At 51.3% G+C, this 19,599-nt stretch carries 16 protein-coding genes; 13 read left to right on the top strand and 3 right to left on the bottom strand.

Annotation, left to right across the window (positions count from 1 at the left end):
• Positions 1–7 precede the first annotated feature (7 nt).
• The 5 genes from murA (at position 8) to sigE (ending at position 5,900) form a co-directional block, all read left to right on the top strand.
• Positions 8–1,270 (top strand): UDP-N-acetylglucosamine 1-carboxyvinyltransferase, encoded by a 1,263-nt coding sequence (gene murA, locus ABCW45_RS11030; RefSeq protein ID WP_242990596.1) that lies wholly within the window; start codon positions 8–10, stop codon positions 1,268–1,270.
• 119 nt (positions 1,271–1,389) lie between these two features.
• Positions 1,390–2,205: a cell division protein FtsQ/DivIB gene (locus ABCW45_RS11025; RefSeq protein WP_343220843.1), complete on the top strand. Its 816-nt coding sequence runs from the start codon at positions 1,390–1,392 to the stop codon at positions 2,203–2,205.
• Positions 2,206–2,423: 218 nt separating this feature from the next.
• Positions 2,424–3,620, top strand: coding sequence for a cell division protein FtsZ (ftsZ, locus tag ABCW45_RS11020; RefSeq protein ID WP_117470932.1), 1,197 nt, complete (start codon positions 2,424–2,426; stop codon positions 3,618–3,620).
• 555 nt (positions 3,621–4,175) lie between these two features.
• Positions 4,176–5,084, top strand: a complete 909-nt coding sequence (locus ABCW45_RS11015) for a sigma-E processing peptidase SpoIIGA (RefSeq protein WP_158552989.1) — start codon at positions 4,176–4,178, stop codon at positions 5,082–5,084.
• A gap of 75 nt (positions 5,085–5,159) precedes the next feature.
• The gene (gene sigE, locus ABCW45_RS11010) at positions 5,160–5,900 is read left to right on the top strand and encodes an RNA polymerase sporulation sigma factor SigE (protein ID WP_117470930.1); all 741 of its coding nucleotides are present in this window, start codon (positions 5,160–5,162) and stop codon (positions 5,898–5,900) included.
• Positions 5,901–6,107: 207 nt separating this feature from the next.
• Here the strand turns inward: sigE and ABCW45_RS11005 are convergent, their stop codons facing one another.
• A complete protein-coding gene (locus ABCW45_RS11005; protein WP_117470929.1) occupies positions 6,108–6,821 on the bottom strand; it encodes a YiaA/YiaB family inner membrane protein in 714 nt (237 codons plus the stop codon).
• A gap of 289 nt (positions 6,822–7,110) precedes the next feature.
• On the opposite strand from ABCW45_RS11005, the gene ABCW45_RS11000 reads away from it, so the two are divergent.
• The 6 genes from ABCW45_RS11000 to holA all read left to right on the top strand — a co-directional run bounded on the left by ABCW45_RS11000 (position 7,111) and on the right by holA (position 14,425).
• The gene (locus ABCW45_RS11000; RefSeq protein ID WP_343220842.1) at positions 7,111–7,995 is read left to right on the top strand and encodes a DegV family protein; all 885 of its coding nucleotides are present in this window, start codon (positions 7,111–7,113) and stop codon (positions 7,993–7,995) included.
• On the top strand, positions 7,982–9,454 hold the full coding sequence (locus ABCW45_RS10995; protein ID WP_343220841.1) for a sensor histidine kinase: 1,473 nt from the start codon (positions 7,982–7,984) through the stop codon (positions 9,452–9,454). Before ABCW45_RS11000 ends, ABCW45_RS10995 begins: the two co-directional genes overlap by 14 nt.
• An 11-nt stretch (positions 9,455–9,465) precedes the next feature.
• On the top strand, positions 9,466–10,404 hold the full coding sequence (locus ABCW45_RS10990; RefSeq protein WP_015555043.1) for a GerMN domain-containing protein: 939 nt from the start codon (positions 9,466–9,468) through the stop codon (positions 10,402–10,404).
• A gap of 28 nt (positions 10,405–10,432) precedes the next feature.
• Entirely contained in the window at positions 10,433–12,808 is a 2,376-nt protein-coding gene (locus ABCW45_RS10985; protein ID WP_343220840.1) for a DNA internalization-related competence protein ComEC/Rec2, read from the top strand.
• Between the two features lie 105 nt (positions 12,809–12,913).
• On the top strand, positions 12,914–13,393 hold the full coding sequence (locus tag ABCW45_RS10980) for a hypothetical protein (RefSeq protein ID WP_117512789.1): 480 nt from the start codon (positions 12,914–12,916) through the stop codon (positions 13,391–13,393).
• Positions 13,394–13,447: 54 nt separating this feature from the next.
• Positions 13,448–14,425, top strand: coding sequence for a DNA polymerase III subunit delta (holA, locus tag ABCW45_RS10975; RefSeq protein ID WP_117552825.1), 978 nt, complete (start codon positions 13,448–13,450; stop codon positions 14,423–14,425).
• A gap of 424 nt (positions 14,426–14,849) precedes the next feature.
• Here holA and rpsT read toward each other — a convergent pair whose 3' ends face one another.
• The gene (gene rpsT / locus ABCW45_RS10970) at positions 14,850–15,113 is read right to left on the bottom strand and encodes a 30S ribosomal protein S20 (RefSeq protein ID WP_021905348.1); all 264 of its coding nucleotides are present in this window, start codon (positions 15,111–15,113) and stop codon (positions 14,850–14,852) included.
• 180 nt (positions 15,114–15,293) lie between these two features.
• Here rpsT and gpr point away from each other — a divergent pair, with 180 nt between their 5' ends.
• On the top strand, positions 15,294–16,355 hold the full coding sequence (gene gpr, locus ABCW45_RS10965) for a GPR endopeptidase (protein WP_343220839.1): 1,062 nt from the start codon (positions 15,294–15,296) through the stop codon (positions 16,353–16,355).
• Between the two features lie 163 nt (positions 16,356–16,518).
• Entirely contained in the window at positions 16,519–17,871 is a 1,353-nt protein-coding gene (locus ABCW45_RS10960; protein WP_343220838.1) for a stage II sporulation protein P, read from the top strand.
• Between the two features lie 18 nt (positions 17,872–17,889).
• On the opposite strand, the gene ABCW45_RS10955 is transcribed toward ABCW45_RS10960, so the two are convergent.
• A complete protein-coding gene (locus ABCW45_RS10955; protein ID WP_343220837.1) occupies positions 17,890–19,248 on the bottom strand; it encodes an MATE family efflux transporter in 1,359 nt (452 codons plus the stop codon).
• Between the last annotated feature and the right edge of the window lie 351 nt (positions 19,249–19,599).

The following is a 19,599-nucleotide window of genomic DNA, read 5'->3' as shown; positions in this document are numbered from 1 at the left end:
TTTGCAGGTGTTTAAAGTTCAGGGGCTTAAGCCTCTGCATGGAAAAATAAAAGTCCAGGGTGCAAAAAACGCGGTGCTGCCCATGATGGCGGTGAGTCTTTTGACAGAGGGAAGAACCGAGATACGGAATGTTCCGAGAATTTCGGACGTGTTCCTCATGGCGGAGATCTTAAGGGACCTTGGGTGTCAGGTGATGTTTCAGGACGATGTCCTGGAGATCGATGCCTCCGGGCTTTCTGGAACGGTGATCTCCGAGAAGACGGTGGGGAAGATGCGGTCTTCCAGCCTGCTTTTGGGACCGCTGTTATCCAGGGCCGGGGAGGTGACGACCTGGTATCCGGGCGGCTGTGTGATCGGAAAACGTCCGATCGATTTTCACCTGGATGTGCTCCGGGCAATGGGAGCAGAGATACTTGATGATGGCGGAATGCTGATTGCAAAAGCGAAAAAGCTTTGTGGAACAACATTCCGTTTTCCATATCCCAGTGTCGGGGCGACGGAGAACGCGTTGATGGCTGCCGCTCTGGCATCCGGCACGACAAAGCTCCTAAACTGTGCCAGGGAGCCGGAGATCGTGGAACTCTGCAGCTTCCTGCGTTCTATGGGAGCAAAGATATCCGGGGAGCGCACCGGGACTATCACGGTGGATGGGGTGGAAAAGCTCTTTCCGACGGATCATGTGACGGCAGGAGACAGAATCTGTGCGGGGACATACCTGGCGGCGGCAGCGGCAGCCGGCGGGGAGATCGAGATCACCGGTGTGGATCCGGTGGTTCTGGTAGAACCGTTAAAGGCACTCCGAAAAATGGGAGCCGGGATCCGGATATCCGGGGCGACCGGACCGAAAGCCAGGATCGGTATGGTGATGGAACGGCGTCCGGCCGGGGTCGAGATCGACACCGGGCCATACCCGGGATTTCCGACGGATCTTCAGTCTGTCTTTCTCGCCGTGGAGGCAGCGGGAAGCGGGGAGAGTCGGTTTAAAGAGACCGTGTATGAGGCACGGTTTGAGGCGGCGATGCGGCTTGCAGCCTTTGGGGCCGACGTATCGCTCCATAAAGATACAGCCATAATAAGAGGAAGATATCCTCTTGTTCCGGGAATTGCGGAGACGCCGGATCTTCGCGGCGGGGCGGCGCTTTTGGTGGCGGCCCTGGCGGCGGACGGACTCAGCGTGATCTCGGACAGTGGACATTTAAAGCGCGGGTACGAGGATATCGGAAGAGATTTGAGAAAGCTTGGGGCAGACATAGAGGAAGATGAGCTGTGATGATCGTGGCAATGGGTTTTTTGCTCCAGACCAGAGTCTTCCGGTGATCAGTGTGGCAGGTGCGCGGGTCCCAATGATGTTACGTGAGAACAAGTGATCAGATAACAGGTGAAGAGAAAATGTTATTTAGAAGAAGAGGTCTTGGATTTGGAAGACGCGGCTTCAATTTCCATTTCGGAAGAAGAAGCAGCAGCGGATTTGGAATGTACAACAGGAGAGGAGGAAGAAAGACGGGGATCATCATTGGAGTGATCCTGGCGATTCTCGTCATTCTTCTCGTTCTTGTCTTTTCGATACGGATCAAGGATGTGGAAGTGAGCGGAAATAAGCAGTATACGAAGGAACAGATCGAGTCGCTCTTATTTGACGGCAAGTGGTCCAGAAATTCCGCGTTCTGCTATTATCAGAACCGGTTTAAGGAGCACAAGTCCATTCCGTTTATCGAGGAATATAAGATCAATTTCAAGAGCCCCACAAAGGTGGAGGTCGTTGTGTTTGAGAAGAGCGTTGTGGGCTGCGTCTCCTACATGAGCAGCTACATGTACTTCGATAAGGACGGAATCATTGTGGAGAGCTCTTCCGAGCAGCTTCCGGGCGTTCCGGTGATCGCTGGTCTCGAGTTCGGACATATCGTCCTGCACCAGCCGCTTCCGGTGGCGGATCAGGATATTTTCGGCGAGATCTTAAACCTGACCCAGGTGCTGAATGTCAGCGATATCCAGGTGGACAAGATCAACTATAACAGCTACAATGAGGCGGAGCTTGTGATGGGGGACATCACGGTGGAGCTTGGAAATTCGGATAGCCTTGACGGAAAGATCGCGGAGCTTCACGATATCATGACGGAGCTCACAGGACTTTCGGGTACGCTGTATCTGGATACCTATGACGAGACGAATTCCAGCCCGACGTACCGTTTTGTGAAGAAGAATTAGAGTAACGATTCATCAGGTCTGCGCACTTGCTGCGCTGACCGTAAGAAAGCTTAGGCCGGGGACAGCGGAAAATCAGTGTTTTTTTCAAAAAAACCATAAATTTAAGGTTGATATTTTTCAAAAAATCAAATATGATATATGTTAGATTAACTTGGGATTTTTATGACCATGCTAATACAGATGTAATAGATTGATAGATATTAAAGGAGGAGACATTCTTGTTAGAGATTAAGATAAACGAGGCAGAGAATGCCGCAAGAATTCTTGTGATCGGTGTCGGCGGTGCCGGAAATAACGCGGTAAACCGCATGGTAGAAGAAAATATTATGGGCGTTGAGTTTATCGGTATCAACACAGATAAACAGGCGCTTCAGTTCTGTAAAGCTCCGACTGCCATGCAGATCGGTGAGAAGCTCACAAAGGGACTCGGCGCAGGCGCAAAGCCGGAGATCGGCGAGAAGGCAGCTGAGGAGAGCCAGGAGGAAATCTCCCAGGCACTTAAGGGCGCAGATATGGTATTCGTTACCTGTGGTATGGGAGGCGGAACCGGTACCGGTGCAGCTCCGGTGATCGCTCAGATCGCAAAAGACATGGGAATTCTTACAGTCGGCGTTGTAACAAAGCCGTTCCGCTTCGAAGCCAGACAGAGAATGAACAACGCGTTAAAGGGAATCGAGAACTTAAAGAACGCAGTGGATACTCTGATCGTGATCCCAAACGACCGTCTCCTTGAGATCGTTGACAGACGGACAACCATGCCGGATGCATTAAAGAAAGCCGATGAGGTTCTTCTTCAGGCAGTACAGGGAATCACAGACCTGATCAATGTTCCGGGTCTTATCAACCTTGACTTCGCTGATGTTCAGACTGTTATGACAGATAAGGGCATCGCTCATATCGGTATTGGTAAGGCGAAGGGCGACGAGAAGGCACTTGAGGCTGTTAAGCAGGCTGTATCCAGCCCGCTTCTTGAGACAACCATCGAGGGTGCTTCCCACGTTATCATCAACATTTCCGGCGACATCAGCCTGATCGAGGCAAACGAGGCTGCTGGCTATGTTCAGGAGCTTGCAGGCGATGACGCTAACATCATCTTCGGCGCTATGTACGATGAGAATGCGGAGGACGAGGTAACGATCACAGTTATCGCTACAGGCCTTGACGCACACGGTGCAAACACACCGGTTGAGCGCGCAATGAAGGATTTCACAAACTACAAGACAAAGGTACCGGCTCAGCAGGCCCCGGTTCAGAGAACTGCTCCGTCCGTAAAGACTCCGTCTGAGGCAGCAGCTACAACAGAGACTTCCGCACCGAAGTACAACATCCCGACTGGAAATGCCCCGGTTTACCGTCCGGCACAGCGCGGCGAGACCCAGATCAATATCCCGGATTTCTTAAAGAACCGCAGATAAGATTCTGAGGACGGACAAGCCGTATTGGAATTTAATTTATGGTAACTATTCAGTACCTTCATAGTTACGTGCAAAAATCCATTCCAGATCAGCTTCGCTGATGGGATTTTTGCCTTCCAGCCTATGTTTTCTTACGGTCAGCGCAGCAAGTGCGCAGACCTATTGAACAGTTACAATTTATGAACATATTGAGACCTGGAAGAGAGAAATCTTTTCCAGGTCTTTTTGTGTAATAGGAAATTCCGAGGAATTCCCTATTACACAAAAGGCACTAACGTGCCAATGATGCGCACTCGCGCGAAATATTTCTGAAATTTCACCGCAGATCGCGACAAAAATTGTCCAGATCTGCTCTCTTTTTGTTCTTCTTTTTTCGTGTATTCCACAAATGTCTGCGGAAATCTCTGATCTTCATGAAAAAACAGGAGAGATTCTGTTAAAACGACCCGATGGGTTTTCAAATTTCTCGTCCCTGCTTTGACAAATTCTGGAGAGAAAGACAGGTATACTATGGGAAAACATCAGAAAGGGATGCCAGGGAAAGGAGGAAGTCCGGTGGAGTATGATTGGTACGCCGATCTCTTTTTTCTGGAGGAGGTGTACCGGGATGTTTTGATCTTATGGCTGGCGGCGGTGCTTATGAGAAGGCGGGCAGAGGCCTTGAGACTTCTGGGCGCCGGGATCGCCGGGGGACTCTGCAGTACTGGAAGCGTTTATCTGGAACTTATGGGAAGATGTCCTGCAGGCGGACAGCCGGTATTCGCTGGGATATGGGAAGTTTGGAAACTGCTGGTGACAGGATTTTTGATGATCTGGATCGCTTTTCCGGGAAAACAGACCATGCGCCAGGAGAAAAGGAATGCTTCTGCAGATAGAGGAGATTCCTGGATGAAAGTTTTGAAGTGGCGCGGGAAGGAACTGGGAGTCCTGGTCTTATCCGCAGGGATTTTGCAGAGTGGGCTGGCGATTCTGCGGGAGCGGTGTTTTCTTACAGGCTGGAAAAGTCTGATGTTTATGGGATTTTTCTGTATGGGAGTTCGTTTCTTGGCGGTAGCTCTTGTGAGGCGGCCGATGATCGGGAAAACACGGTATCAGGTCCGTCTTTTCTTAAATGAAAAGTCGAAGGAGTTCACGGCGATGGCGGATTCAGGGAATCGGCTCGTGGAGCCTGTGACGGGAAAGCCGGTGAGCATTATCGCGGCGGCGGATGCGAAAGAGTTCTTAGGCGAGAAGGCGGGAGTCCTTATGATCCCATACCGGGCTGTCGGAACGGAAAATGGAATGCTGCCGGGAGTTCTCTTTGACCGGATGGAGGTCATGTCCGAAGAGTGCGGGAGTATCCGGATCGAGCGTCCGATCGTGGCGATTTCGAAGGAACCTCTGTTTTTCGGGAAGGATTTTACGATGATACTGCCGGAGTGTCTGGTGTCAGGGGAAAATGTGCCTGTGGCAATAGGGGATTGACATGAAGTCTGAACGACGATGTGTGAAAAAATAACTGTGAAGGTGACTAACAGTTAGAAAAAGGAGAGAATGAGTATGATTATGAGAATTTCTATGCCAAACCGGTTCCGCCTCAAAAAAGTGATGGGGTTCCGCACGATGATTCGTCCGGAGCGGGGGGAGATCCATTATATTGGAGGTGCGGATATTCTTCCGGCTCCGCTGTCACTGAAGGAGGAGACTGAGGCGTTAAATAAGTTTGGAACCGAAGAGGAGAAAGAGGCAAAGGCAGAGTTGATCGAGCACAATCTCCGCCTGGTTGTCTACATAGCAAAGAAATTTGACAATACCAGCGTTGGCGTAGAGGACCTGATCTCCATCGGGACCATTGGACTCATCAAGGCCATCAACACCTTTAACCCGACGAAAAATATCAAGCTGGCGACCTATGCGTCCAGATGTATTGAGAATGAGATCCTGATGTATCTTCGTAGGACCAGCAAGATGAAGCTTGAGGTTTCCATCGATGAGCCGTTAAACGTGGACTGGGACGGGAATGAGCTTCTGCTGTCGGATATTCTCGGGACGGAGGAGGATGTGATCTATAAAGACATGGAGGATGAGGTGGAAAAAGACCTTCTTAAGAATGCGGTGAGCCGCTTAAGCCCGAGGGAGAGAAAAATCGTGGAGCTGCGCTATGGTCTGAAGCGCCGGGATGGGGCGGAGATGACGCAGAAAGAGGTGGCGGATCTCATGGGGATCTCCCAGTCATATATTTCGAGGTTGGAGAAGAAGATCATGATGAGGCTGAAGAAGGAAATCGTGAAATTTGAATAAGAAAATTAAAAAGACTGCCCGGCTGATGAATCAGGTTCATCGGTCAGACAGTCTTTTATGTACAATTGAGGTAACTGTTCAGTAGGTCTGCGCGCTTGCTGCGCTGACCGTAAGAAAACATAGGCTGGAAGGCAAAAATCCCATCAGCGAAGCTGATGGGATTTTTGCACGTAACTATGAAGGGACTGAATAGTTACCAATTGAGAATTATTCCTGATCGTATAGCTTCGTATACAGCGTCTCACAGAGCGAATCCGCATAGGACTGGTCAGGGATGTCGCGGCCGGTGATGAGGAAATCCTGGATCAGCTCGAAGCGCTTGAGACTCAGTTCCTCGCCGGAGAGGTCCGGGTCTTCCATCAGAAGCTGCTCATCCAGCTCTTTTGCGGAGTAATTCTTTAAGAACCAATCGATGATCTCCTGGGTCTGGCGTTTTTCATCGTCGGCTTCCACCTTTAACTCGGCAGCGCGCTTCCTTGAGGAGACTGCAACGACAAAGCTGCCGATGGCGAGAACAACGAGAACGCCCTCAAACATATATTTCTGGAATCCTGCCATTGGGAGATGGAAAATTCCCAGAAGGCAGAGTGCCGCGCCGATGGCAAGTACCCCGCCGACTAAGAAGAACGCGGATGCGGAGGAACTCATGTCATCGTAGCGCTGGCCCTTATCCACGTAGGCGTGGACCGGCTCAGCGGCCGGGGAAGACTTCTCGGGTGGATTATCCCCGGAGAACTCCGTATCAGTCCCTTCACCGGAAAACGGATCCATCTCCTGCGCCATGGCGGCAAGCTGTTCTTCCTGTTCCTTCTTTTTCATGGCTTCCGCCACTTCTTTTGATTCCACGAGGGGACCGCCGCAATCGCTGCAGACTTTGATTCCCTCGACAAATTCCATATCGCATTTCGGACAATAAGGCATAATCTGTACCCCCATATTAAAAATACATTGCATATTACGGTCTGCGCTTTCACACTAAGCGCTGCTTTGCGGCTGCCGTAATCCGCTTCGCCGCTCGTGCCAAACATGCGAGCATGTTTTTCACTCACTTACTGCTCAGCATATCATAAATTTTCTATTTCGTCCACAGTTTGGGCAGTTTTGCACTTCCATTTAGGTAGGAAATCGGTTAAAATAGGAGCGAGTCCTGTCCGTATGGAATGGAGAGAAAGAGGGCGGACGAAAGAGAAACAGAAAGGGGCAGTTTTGTATGAAAATTGCAGTTGTAACAGACAGCAACAGCGGAATCACCCAGGCTCAGGCAAAAGAGATGGGAGTTGCGGTTCTGCCAATGCCGTTTATGATAGATGGAGAAACATATTACGAAGATATCACACTGACACGGGAGCAGTTCTACCAGAGATTAAAGGACAATGCTGATATCGCTACCTCCCAGCCCACACCAGATTCCATCCTGAAGATGTGGGACAAGCTCTTAAAAGAGTATGACCAGATCATCCATATCCCGATGTCCTCCGGACTTTCCGGATCCTGCTCCACAGCGATGATGCTGGCGGGAGAGGATGAGTACGAGGGAAAAGTGTTCGTCGTTGACAATCGACGGATCTCCGTGACCCAGTATCAGTCTGTAAAGGACGCGCAGATGCTGGCAGCTATGGGGATGGACGGAACGCAGATCAAGAAGCGCCTGGAGAAGACTGCGGCTGATTCCGTCATCTTCATCACCGTCGATACCTTAAAATACCTGAAAAAGGGCGGCCGGATCACACCGGCTGCAGCGGCTCTCGGCACACTTTTAAAAATCAAGCCAGTGCTGATCATTTTAGGTGAAAAGCTTGATTCCTTCGCGAAAGCCCGTACCATGAAGCAGGCAAAGACCATGATGATGAACGCGATCCAGAAAGAGCTGGACGGGAGGCTTCACGACAGTGAGTGCAGAAACTGCCATCTGGCAATCGCCCACACCGACAACGAGGAAGCAGCGCTGGAGTTTAAGAAAGAGGTCGAAGAGCGCTTCCCGAATGCTGATGTATACATGGCACCGCTTTCCTTAAGCATCGCGTGCCATATCGGACCGGGCAGCCTTGCTGTGACGGCAACGAGAAAGATGGAAGAGGAACATGAGAAAAATTAGGGAAAGGATCCGGAAAATTTACCGGAAGCATACGCCGAGCGTCAAGGTTCCCCTGATCATCCTGATGGTGATGTTCTGTATGATCCCGCTTCTCGTGGAGAGCCGGATCCTTGCCAGTTCCTCAAGACAGAGTCAGGTGGAGCGCCGGATCATTGATGTCCAGAATCAGTGTCAGATCCTGAGCAATAAGATGTCAAGAACTGGATATCTCACAAACTCGGTGGTGGACAACGCCGCCATCGATACGGAGCTCTCCCTGCTCTCGGATATCTTCAGTGGACGGATCCTGATCGTAAACTCCGGGTTTAAGATCGTAGAGGATACGTTTTCTCTCTCGAAGGGAAAGACATTGATTTCCAATGAGGTGATCAGGTGCTTCCAGGGTGAGAATACGAGCCGGTATGACAGCCTGAAACACTATTTCGTCCTGGCAATCCCAATTCCGGAGTTTGAGCAGGAGACGGGAACCATCACAACGGGAAAGACTGCGGGCGTGATGATCGTGACAGCGTCGACGGAGAGCATGTACAGTCTGGAGGACAGTCTGAATGATAAGGCATCCCTGTACGAGATGATGATCTTCGTGATCCTGCTGATCCTTGCGGTCCTCTCGGTCCATTTTATCATGAAGCCCTTTGGAAGCCTGATCGCGTCGATCCGGCGTGTAGGTGAGGGAAACCTGGATGAGGATGTCAATGAGGAGGCGTACCGGGAGACAAAGCAGATCTCCGAGACCATCAATAAAACCCTGGAGAAGCTGAAGGCCGTGGACCAGTCGAGACAGGAGTTTGTTTCCAATGTCTCCCATGAGCTCAAGACTCCGATCACGTCGATCCGTGTCCTTGCGGATTCCCTGATGGGAATGGAGGACACGCCGAAGGAACTTTACCAGGAATTCATGCACGATATCTCCGATGAGATCGACCGTGAGAGTAAGATCATCGACGATCTTCTGACTCTGGTCCGCATGGACAAGGCGTCCTCGGGACTTTCCTGCTGCCAGGTCCAGATCAACGGACTGATCGAGATGGTCTTAAAACGCCTGCGTCCCATCGCCAGAAAGCGGAATATCGAGCTGATCTTCGAGAGTAAGCGCGATGTCTCAGCGGATATTGACGAGGTGAAATTCTCCCTGGCGGTGAATAACCTGGTGGAGAATGCGGTCAAATATAATAAGGAAGACGGATGGGTCCGGGTCACACTGGATGCCGACCACAAGTTCTTCTATTTAAAGGTTGCGGATTCCGGAATCGGTATTCCTGCGGAGTTTAAGGAGCGCGTGTTCGAACGCTTCTACCGCGTGGACAAGGCGAGATCCAGGGAGACCGGCGGAACAGGGCTTGGACTTGCGATCACGAAAAGTGTGGTCCTGATGCATCACGGCGCGATCCGTGTGGACAGTGTCGAGGGCGAGGGAAGTACCTTTATGGTGCGGATCCCGTTGATCTATATTCCGTAGGAGGGAGAAAAATGAAGAAATTTAGGATGTTTCGGGTGTTTTTTCTCCTCTTCGCGGTCCTGTTCGCCTTAAGCGGCTGTACGGGAAAGACGACCGTGGAGCAGAGCGGAAATGCCTATACGATCTACTATTTAAACACGTCCGGGATCCAGCTCGTTGGAAGCGAGTACCGGACGGAGACGACGGACCTGGATGCACTGGTCCGGGAACTTCTCGATAAGATGGGAAATGTGCCGGCGGACCTCGATTGTCAGAGAGCGCTGCCGGAGCGGATCGAAAAGATCACCTACCGGATCGAGGGGAATGTTCTGTATTTATATGCAGATGCCAACTATGCGCTGATGAATTCGGTGCAGGAGATCCTGTGCCGGGCGGCGCTGACGAAAACACTGACCCAGATTCCGGATATCGAGTATCTGAGCATCTACTGCGCGGAGCAGCCGATCACGGACGCTGCGGGAAACCCGGTGGGAATGCTTTCCGCCTCTGATTTTGTGGACAGCATCCGCGATGTCAACTCCTTCGAGCGGACGGAGCTGACGCTGTATTTTGCCAATGAGGCGGGAGACCAGCTGGTGGAGGAAAAGCGGGAAGTTATGCAGAACAGCAATACATCCCTGGAGCGCCTCATCGTGGAACAGCTGATCGAAGGTCCTCAGGAGCTTGGACATTATGCGACGATCCCGTCAGATGTGAAGCTTTTGAATGTGTCCGTCAATGATTCGGTCTGCTCAATCAACCTTGACGCGGCGTTTTTAAACAGCACTCTGGATGTGGCGGCATATATTCCGATCTATTCCATCGTGGATTCCCTTGCGGAGCTCTCGACGGTGAGCCGTGTGCAGATCCGGATCAACGGATCCCAGGACGATGTGTTCCGGGACCAGATTCCGTTAAGCACGGTATTTGAACGAAATTACGATTATATCGTAGGAGGAAAAAACGATTAAAAGGCCTTTGCTGTGTGTGACAGGGGGATTGGTACTTGGAGAGGCACTGAACCTGTGGATCCCGGCAGAGCAGATGATTTTTGGACTGGCAGTCTGGCTGCTCTTTTTGGTGTGCGTGTTTGCCCGCCGGAAGAGCAGATATGGGCTGCCGGTCTTTCTTTTTGTGGCGGGAATGTCTGCCGGATGTCTTCGGATGGGAGCGGAGCAGGCGGTTTTCTCCCGGGAGGAGGGATTTTTCCGGGAGGAACATGAGGATGGCGTGGTTCTTCAGGGAACTGTCCAGTCGGTGAAGGAGAAGGATGGGACGCTGGAGGTCGTGCTTAGGGATTGCGCAATGGAAGGTAAAGATGGGGAGTCTGGTGAGAAGCTTCGAAGAGTTTTATGTTATCTGGATGTGAATAAAACAGGGGAAGCAGCTGAGGCGGTTTCGAAGCAAAAACCATCACCCGCTGTCGGTGAGAAAATCCGAGTCTTCGGAGAGGGAAAAACGGCAGATCCGGCGAGAAATCCTGGGGCGTTTGACTACCGTCTGTATTGCAGGTCCCGCGGAATTTCCGGGATCATCTATGTGGAGGGATATACGGTGACTGGCGGGAAGGTACATGTATTTTCGGACAGCCTGTACCGGATCCGGAGGTGCTTTTCTGAGCAGTTAAAGGCGATCGCTCTCCCGGAGGACGCTGGAATTCTGTCGGCGGTTCTCTTTGGGGAGAAGGATGATCTGGACAGTGAAATTTATGAACTTTACCGGAAGAATGGGATATCCCACCTCCTTGCCATCAGCGGGCTTCATGTCTCCATTGTGGGGCTGGGAATCTGGAAGATTTTCAGGAAAGGCGGGGCGGGGTTCTGGATCTCCGGGATCTTCGCAGGGGGATTTCTCTGCGCCTACGGCATGATGGTGGGCAGCGGCGCGTCTGTGGCCCGGGCGGTGTCAATGGCAGGGCTCTCCTTTCTCGCGGCGGCCGTAGGGCGGACATACGATCTTCCGACGGCAATGTGTATTCCGGCGGCAGGATTGCTGCTTGCCCATCCGTATCTGCTGTCCCAGGCGTCCTTTCAGCTGTCCTTTCTTGCGGTGACATCACTGATCTATCCCGGCAGGCTTTTTTCTTCGCGGGGGGAAAAGCTTTTTACGGATGAAAAAATATCTGCGGCAGCGTCCGCGTTCTTTACAAGTCTTTCGATCCAGGTGGTGACAGCGCCGGTCATTCTCTGGCATTCTTTTGGGATACCGGTCTACGGGGTGTTCTTAAATCTAATTGTGATCCCGCTTATGACGTATGTGGTCATATCGGGATTTCTTGGACTAGGTCTGTCTTTTTTATCAGAATCGGTTGGGGGTGCGATGCTTGGAGGCGCGCATTATATTTTGAAATTTTATGAGGTGATATGTAATTGGACAGGGGAGCTTCCGGGGGCAGAGCTGGTGCTGGGGCAGCCGGAAATATGGAAAATTGGGTGTTATTATGGATTGATGATATTCGGATCAGTTGTTTATGAGAGGGGGATGGAGATTGCGGAAAATAAAAAACATCGCCTGGTGTTATTATGCGCCGCCTGGCTTGCGGCATTTCTTTTCCTGCTCCCATCCCGCCAAACCGGACTCTCTGCCACATTCCTCGACGTAGGCCAGGGCGACGGAATCGTTCTGCGCTCCGAATCCCATACGATCCTGGTGGACTGCGGCAGCAGCCAGCAGAAATCCATCGGAGAGAAGGTTCTGGTGCCGTATCTTAAGAGCCAGGGGGTGACGCGTCTGGATCTTGCGGTCATGACCCACGGGGACCAGGATCACATGAACGGGATCCGGTATCTTCTGGAACACCCGGAATCGGGAATCCGGGTGGGAGGTCTCATGATGCCGGAGGCGGGAAAGGATGAGATCTACGGGAAGATGGCGGAGCTTGCGAAAAAGCGGGATGTTCCTGTTTTTTATGCCCAAAAGGGAGATATATGGAATAACTTTCCGGGAAAAGGAATGTCCATGGAATGCCTGTCGCCGGATGGCGGAACAGAGTTCACGGACCGGAATGAGGAATCCCTGGTGTTCCGCCTGACCTACGGACGTTTTTCCATTCTCCTCACGGGAGATATGGAGACATCCGGGGAGGAAACACTTTTGACTTCCGGCGTTCTGACTCCGGTGACGATCTTAAAAGCCGGACATCACGGTTCCGCCACCTCATCCAGCGAAGAGTTTATAGAAAAACTGTCCCCATCCGTGACGATCCTCTCCTACGGAAGAAAGAACCGGTACGGACATCCTGCGGAGAAAGTCCGGGAGCGGCTTTTAGAACATGGATCAAAGATCTATGAAACAGGCCTTTCCGGCGCTGTCATGGTCCGGACAGATGGAAAGAAACTCAAAATAAAAACGATGCTTCCGCTTGACACAGACTGACCGTGCTTTACATCGGAAGGAAAAGTTTTAACTTCCGCTTACAAGGATTTTACAAAAAGTCCGTTTTGCATTTTACATCGCGTTTCTATAATAAGAGGAAAAAACATGAAATCCAGTAAAATTAAAACAATTGCAGGCCGGATCCTCTTTTTCATCGCAGTGTGCTTCATATTCATTATGCCGATTTTAAGTTTCCTTCGGATGAGCCTGACGACCGACGGAGGCTTTGGTCTGCAAAACTATGTGGACATGCTGCATGAGGAGAGAACAGTGAAGGCGGTCCGGAATACGCTTATCATATCCACCGCGTCAACAGTCATCGCGGTGGCGGCGGGAAGCTTTTTTGTATTCTTAACCGCCTATACGAATGTAAAGAGAAAGAAACTCTTAGAACTTCTGGTCCTCGCGCCGTATATCATCCCGTCCTACATTATCACACTGTCCTGGAGCAGCCCAGCGGCGATGTCCGCAGCGATCGTCTTCATTGTATTCTTCGTGTACAGCCTGGTGGTGCTCGTGAAGAAAAAGGATGAGGAGGACGCGAAGCGCCCGAAGGCGCAGCTTGACCAGTGTTCGTATATCTGATAAAATTAGAAAAGTTTCAAAATGATACCAATAAGACAGTTTACGGAGGCGGCTATGCAGACTTTAAACCAGGATATTAAGGATAAGACATTTAGGAGAGTCTATTTGCTGTTTGGGGATGAGCCGTTTCTTGTGAACAGTTATAAAAAGCGTCTCCGGGAGGCGATCGCCGGGGATGACACGATGAATTATAATTATTTTGAGGGCAAGGGACAGGATGTGAAAGAGATCATTAGTCTCGCGGACACCATGCCTTTTTTTGCTGAGCGGAGACTTGTGCTGATCGATGGCAGCGGATTTTTTAAGAGCAGTGCGCCGGAGGAGCTTGTGAATTATATCCCGGAGATCCCGGAGTCTACATGTATGGTGTTTGTGGAGAATGAGGTCGACAAGAGGAATAAGCTCTACAAGAAGGTGAAGGACAACGGGTATGCAGCGGAATTAAAGAAGCAGGACGCGGACCAGCTGATGCGCTGGGCAGCGGGGATCCTTTCGAAGGACGGGAAGAAGATCACGCGCCAGGTCATGGAGTATTTTATGGAGCGGACCGGGGATGACATGGAGAATATCAGGATGGAGCTGGAGAAGCTGATCTGCTATACCATGGGGCGCGAGGTGATCACGAAGGAGGACGTGGAGGCGGTCGGGACGGTCCATGTGACGAACCGGATCTTTGAGATGGTGACGGCGATCGTGGCGGGGAATACGAGGAAGGCGATGGATCTCTATGAGGATCTTCTGACTCTGAAGGAGCCGCCGATGCGGATCATGTTTTTGATCGCGAAGCAGTTTAACCAGCTTCTGCAGGTGAAGGAATTGGCGGGGAAGGGGGCGCAGAAGAGTGAGATCGCGTCCAGGGTGAAGGTACCGCCGTTTGTGGCGGGGAAGCTGATGGCGCAGGCGAGGGCGTTTACGAGGGAGCAGATTCTTTCTTATGTGGAGTTTTGTGTGGAATCGGAGGAGGCTGTGAAAACCGGTCGACTCTCGGATCGGTTGGCGGTGGAGTTGCTGATTGCGAAGAAGTATGAGTAAGGTTGGATCAACTTGGCAAAAGGACGCGCAGGCCTGGCTTCGGATTCGGGTGCTGGTGGATTTCAGGGGCGGTTCCTCTAGGCTTGCAGAAAAATGCTAAGGGCGGAGAAAAGGTGACACAACTCGCTGCGCTCAGACAAGTGTCACCTTTCCTCCAACGCATTTTCCTGCGAGCCAAGAGGAAGCCAGAGCCCCCGCAATCAGGCATCCGGGTCCGAAGGCAGGCCTGCGCTGGGGGTTGGATGGAGCTGGGTACATTGACCGGTGCTGGAGCTGGATCCGATAAGAAAGATCGAGCAGGAGTCTCCGAACCTGCTGGGTACATTGACCGGTGCTGAGATATAAAAAAGAACCGCTGTTTCTGACACACCTCGGAAACAGCGGTTCTTTTTATTTATGCGTAATAATCCAGTTCGATGATAAATTAAGCCATTGCGCTTACAGCTTTAGCCAAACGGGATACTTTTCTGGAAGCGGTATTCTTGTGATATACGCCCTTGGAAGTAGCCTTATCGATTTCGCTTGTAGCAGCAAGAAGTGCAGCCTGTGCAGCAGCCTTGTCACCAGCAGTAATTGCAGCCTCTACCTTCTTAACGAAAGTTTTCACTTTGGATCTGATTGCTTTGTTTCTAGCAGCTCTTGTCTCTGCTACTACGATTCTTTTCTTTGCAGATTTGATGTTAGCCAATCTGTACACCTCCATATTATTTTAAAAAATTATCTCTGTTTGTTTTGCATCAAAGCCTGGACACGGACAGTTCAATGTAAACATACTATTACATTCTAGCGAATATTTCCCGGTATGTCAATACATAAATTGCTTTTTTGCGAGAAAAATAAGGAGAAAGTTGAGATAGGAGGCGTGTTTATGAGACAGGCGGATGTGGAGTTTACGGTGAGGACGGATCTGGCGCTGGAGGAGAGAGAGAAGGTGCAGGGGAGTGAGATTCCGGGGATCCGGGTGCGGGAGTGGGAGAAGGAGGAGACTGGGATCCGGGTGACGGAGGTCGCGGTGTGTGATGAGAGAGGAGAGAAGGCGCTGGGAAAGCCGGTGGGGATGTATTTGACGGTGGAGGCGGCTTCGCTGGCGAAGAAGGATGATGATTATCACAGGGAGGTCTCGGAGGAGTTGGCGGGGCTTTTGCGGGGGATGCTAAAGGAGCATGGGCTTGAGACGGAGAAGATGGGGCGGCCGGTGAGAACTCTGGTTGTTGGCCTGGGAAATCCGGAGGCGACGCCGGATGCTTTGGGCCCGAAGGTTTTGGAGCATCTTCAAGCGACGAGGCATCTGGAGCTGGAGTATGGGACGGATTTTTGCAGGAAGCACGGGTATCCGGTCTTAAGCGGGATCACGCCGGGGGTCATGGCGCAGACGGGGATGGAGACGGCGGAGATCGTGAAAGGCATTGTGCAGGAGACGGAGCCGGACGCAGTGATCGTTGTGGATGCGTTGGCGGCGAGAAGTGCCGGGAGACTGGGAGTCACGGTGCAGCTCTCTGATACGGGGATCCAGCCGGGATCCGGGGTCGGGAATCACCGGAGCGGGCTGACGGAGGAGACACTGGGGATTCCTGTGTTTGCGATCGGGATCCCGATGGTCGTCGGGGCGGCGGCGATCGTGTATGATACGGTGGAGGTGATGACGGAGGTGTTGAGGGAGAAGATAGGGTGTGATGTTTTGAAAAAAGATGATGAGGTAAGGGAAGCAGAAGACTCGGACAGAGATCGAAATGGTGAAAAGAAAAGAAAATCCAGAGAGAAGAAGCTGGAAATTCTTCGGGTAGAAGAATCTTATGAGCTTGTTAAGGAACTCTTAAAGCCGGACCTCGGTCCCATGTATGTGACGCCCCATGATATTGATGAGCGGGTGGATTTTCTGAGCTTTACGATCTCGGAGGCGATCCATGAGGCGTTGTTCAGAACTGCATAGATTTGCGTGATATATGTGATAAACTCTGCATTTTTTATTCGGAAATGGTTGTTGGTGCCTGGCTGATATGGTTCGGATTTTGCGGCGGCAGTATGGTTGCGCAGGTACTGAATAACCGCATATTCACATAAACTGTAAAGAAACGGCGAATCAGGCGGCAGATATGAGGCGGAGATGGTACTATTTTAAGCGGATGCTTCAGGCGGACCGCCTGTTTGTTGTGCAGATGATCGGAAATATCATCGGGATGATCCAGTATGCCGGGCGGTGGATCGTGTTGGCGGTGGTCTGCGTGGCGGCTCTGTATCTCGGACGTGAGTTGTGTGCGGGCGCATGGAAGGATTTCTATGAAAATTACGCGGTGCGGATCGCGGATGATGTGGTACGGGGATTTCTTCCGGCGTGGAAGGAGGATGAGGGTACGGCTTTTTATCTGGAGAGCAGAAAAAATGGCAGCAGGCGGACAAAGGAGTATGAGGAGATATTTGGGATCGAGAATGAGAATGGGGTGCTGCGGGCAGAATGGATCGCAGACAGGGAACAAAATCAGGGAGTTTACGGAGATGATCGTGGGAAGAATGCATGGGGAAGCGGAAATGCGGATGAAAATGCACAAGACAGAACAAAAACAGAAAGTTCAGAAGAATGGGGGAATTCGGGAAAAAGCGGAACTGGAGAAAACGGATCATCCCAGAATGAAAAGACGACACTCGCAGGCCTGCTCGCAGCAGGAACCTTCAACACCGGAAATTCCGGCATCATTTTAGAAAAACTCAACGATTACGACTACCTGATGAAAAAATTCTACAACGTCCACCCCACAACAACGGCGGGCCGGGACCTGATGCGGGCGGAGAATTTCCTCGCCGCGGACCTTTCCATCGAAAAAAACGCCGACATCCCCCAGATCCTGATCTACCACACCCACTCCCAGGAGACCTACGCCGACTACCCGGAAAATTCGGAGGCGGACGTGATCCACCTCGGAGAGTGCCTGGCGAAGCTTCTCAGGGAAAAGGGGTACAACGTGTACCATGATGAGAGCGTCTACGATTACCGGAACGGAAAGCTGGACCGCAGTGCGGCGTATACCTACGCCCTCGACGGGATCTCTGGTCTCCTGCAGAAATACCCGTCTATCGAGGTGGTCTTGGATGTCCACCGGGACGGCGTCTCGGATGGGACGAGACTTGTGACGGAGATCGACGGGACGGAGACCGCGAAGATCATGTTCTTCAACGGGACATCCATGAGCCCGGACGGCCCCATCGAGTATCTTCCGAATCCAAATCTCAAGGAAAACCTGGCGTTCAGCTTTCAGATGCAGCTTCTGGCTGCTGGAAAATATCCGGGACTTACGCGAAAGATCTATTTAAAAGGCCTCCGCTATAACGAGCATGTCCGGGCGCGTTCCGCCCTCATTGAGGTGGGCGCCCAGACAAACACGTATGCGGAGGCGAAAGCGGCGATGGTGCCGTTAGCTGATCTCCTGGATCAGGTACTTACAGGAGAATAGAAAGAACGCAGGGAGTGGTTACATATTGATCTTTTTCTCCCATTTTCCGGACATATAGTAGAGCTCTACGAGAACCGAAGCTACGATCCAGCCCACTGGATATCCGAATCCGACAACTGCGGCTGTATTGCAGATCGAGGTCGCGATATAGAGATAGATCTGGCGGAACAGGACAAAGGAGAACAGCATGATCAGCATCGGTGTCCTGGAATCTCCGGCTCCGCGCATCGCGCCCGCAACGACCTGGTTCGGGCAGCAGAATGCCAGCATGAACACGTTCATCCGGAGAAACATGGTTCCGTACCGGACAACGTCAGGCTCCTGGTTGAAGACTGCGACGAGCCGAGGCGCAAAGAGGAAAAGGATCCCAGCGCTGGCGAATGTAATGAGGAGTGCCAGCCGGAGCGCCACACCGGTTCCTTTTTTCGCGCGGGGCAGATTCCCGGCTCCAAGATTCTGGCTCATAAAGGTCGTGGATGCCTGTCCGATACTCTGCATCGGAAGAAAGACAAACTGGTCGATCTTTGAGTAGCTGCTCCATCCGGCCATACAGCTGGATCCGAAGGTGTTGATGTAGGACTGGACATACACGTTGGAAAATGATGTCAGTGACTGCTGAAATCCTGTCGGAAGTCCGATCATGAGGATCTGCCGGAAGATTTTTTTGTCGATCCGCAGGTCTTTCCAGGTCAGGCGGTAATTCTCCGTGCTTCTGGTGAGAACGATGAGCACGAGAATTGCGGAAATAAACTGGGAGATGATCGTCGCGTATGCAACCCCCTCGATGGCCATGCCGAATCCCACTACAAAAAGAAGGTCAAGGCCGATATTCATGACACTGGAGAGACAGAGGAAGTACAGCGGCCGCTTCGTATCGCCAACGGCACGCAGGATAGCACTTCCCATGTTGTATACAAGCAGACCGAAAACGCCGGAAAAATAGATCTTTAAGTATACGGAGGCGGACGGCAGGACATCATCCGGTGTGGACATAAATTTTAACATATAGGGGGCAACAAAGATTCCAAGACCTGTAAAAATGATCCCACAGATGAAAGTCACTGCCATCGTGGTCTCCACGGCAATGTGAAGCTTTTCATCATCGTGGGCCCCGTAGTACCGGCTGATGACGACGCCGGCACCAACAGAGGTACCGGTAAAGAACATGACGATCATGTTGATGATGCTGGTGGTGGAACCTACGGCGGCGAGAGCATGGGAGCCGACAAAGTTTCCAACAACGAGACTGTCCACAGTGTTGTATAGCTGTTGAAAAAGGTTTCCGATCACGAGAGGAACCGCGAACATGATCAGGAGCTTTGTGATGGACCCTGAGGTCATGTCCATGGACTGCTGTTTTTTCTGAGTTTGATTCATATGTTATCTCCCGGGCAGCCATTCAGAAAACGCAGACTGGTCAAGGAATATACAGGATCTGCGAACATGCAGGATAGCTGCTGAAATGATAGAAAAGGTGGACGGGTGACGGGACGAAGAAAAGTCCTGAATATACGTGACAAAATGTTAATTAAAGTCTAAATCAGAATGGATGGAATGTCAATTGATTTTACAACACATAAAAGAATTGTAATTTGTCAGCTTTTTGTCTATTTTTTATCGCATCCAAACCTCATACTACCGCTTGCGCGGAAACCTAAAAAATGCTATATTTAACATGATAAATTGCCATTTCTGTCCCCAAGGGAGAAATTCCTGTGTATAAAGGTA

The organism is Pilosibacter fragilis (assembly GCF_032490495.1).
GTDB lineage: Bacteria > Bacillota > Clostridia > Lachnospirales > Lachnospiraceae > Pilosibacter > Pilosibacter fragilis.
The sequence above is the reverse complement of the archived record's forward strand: the minus strand, read 5'-3'. Positions and strand labels throughout refer to the sequence as shown.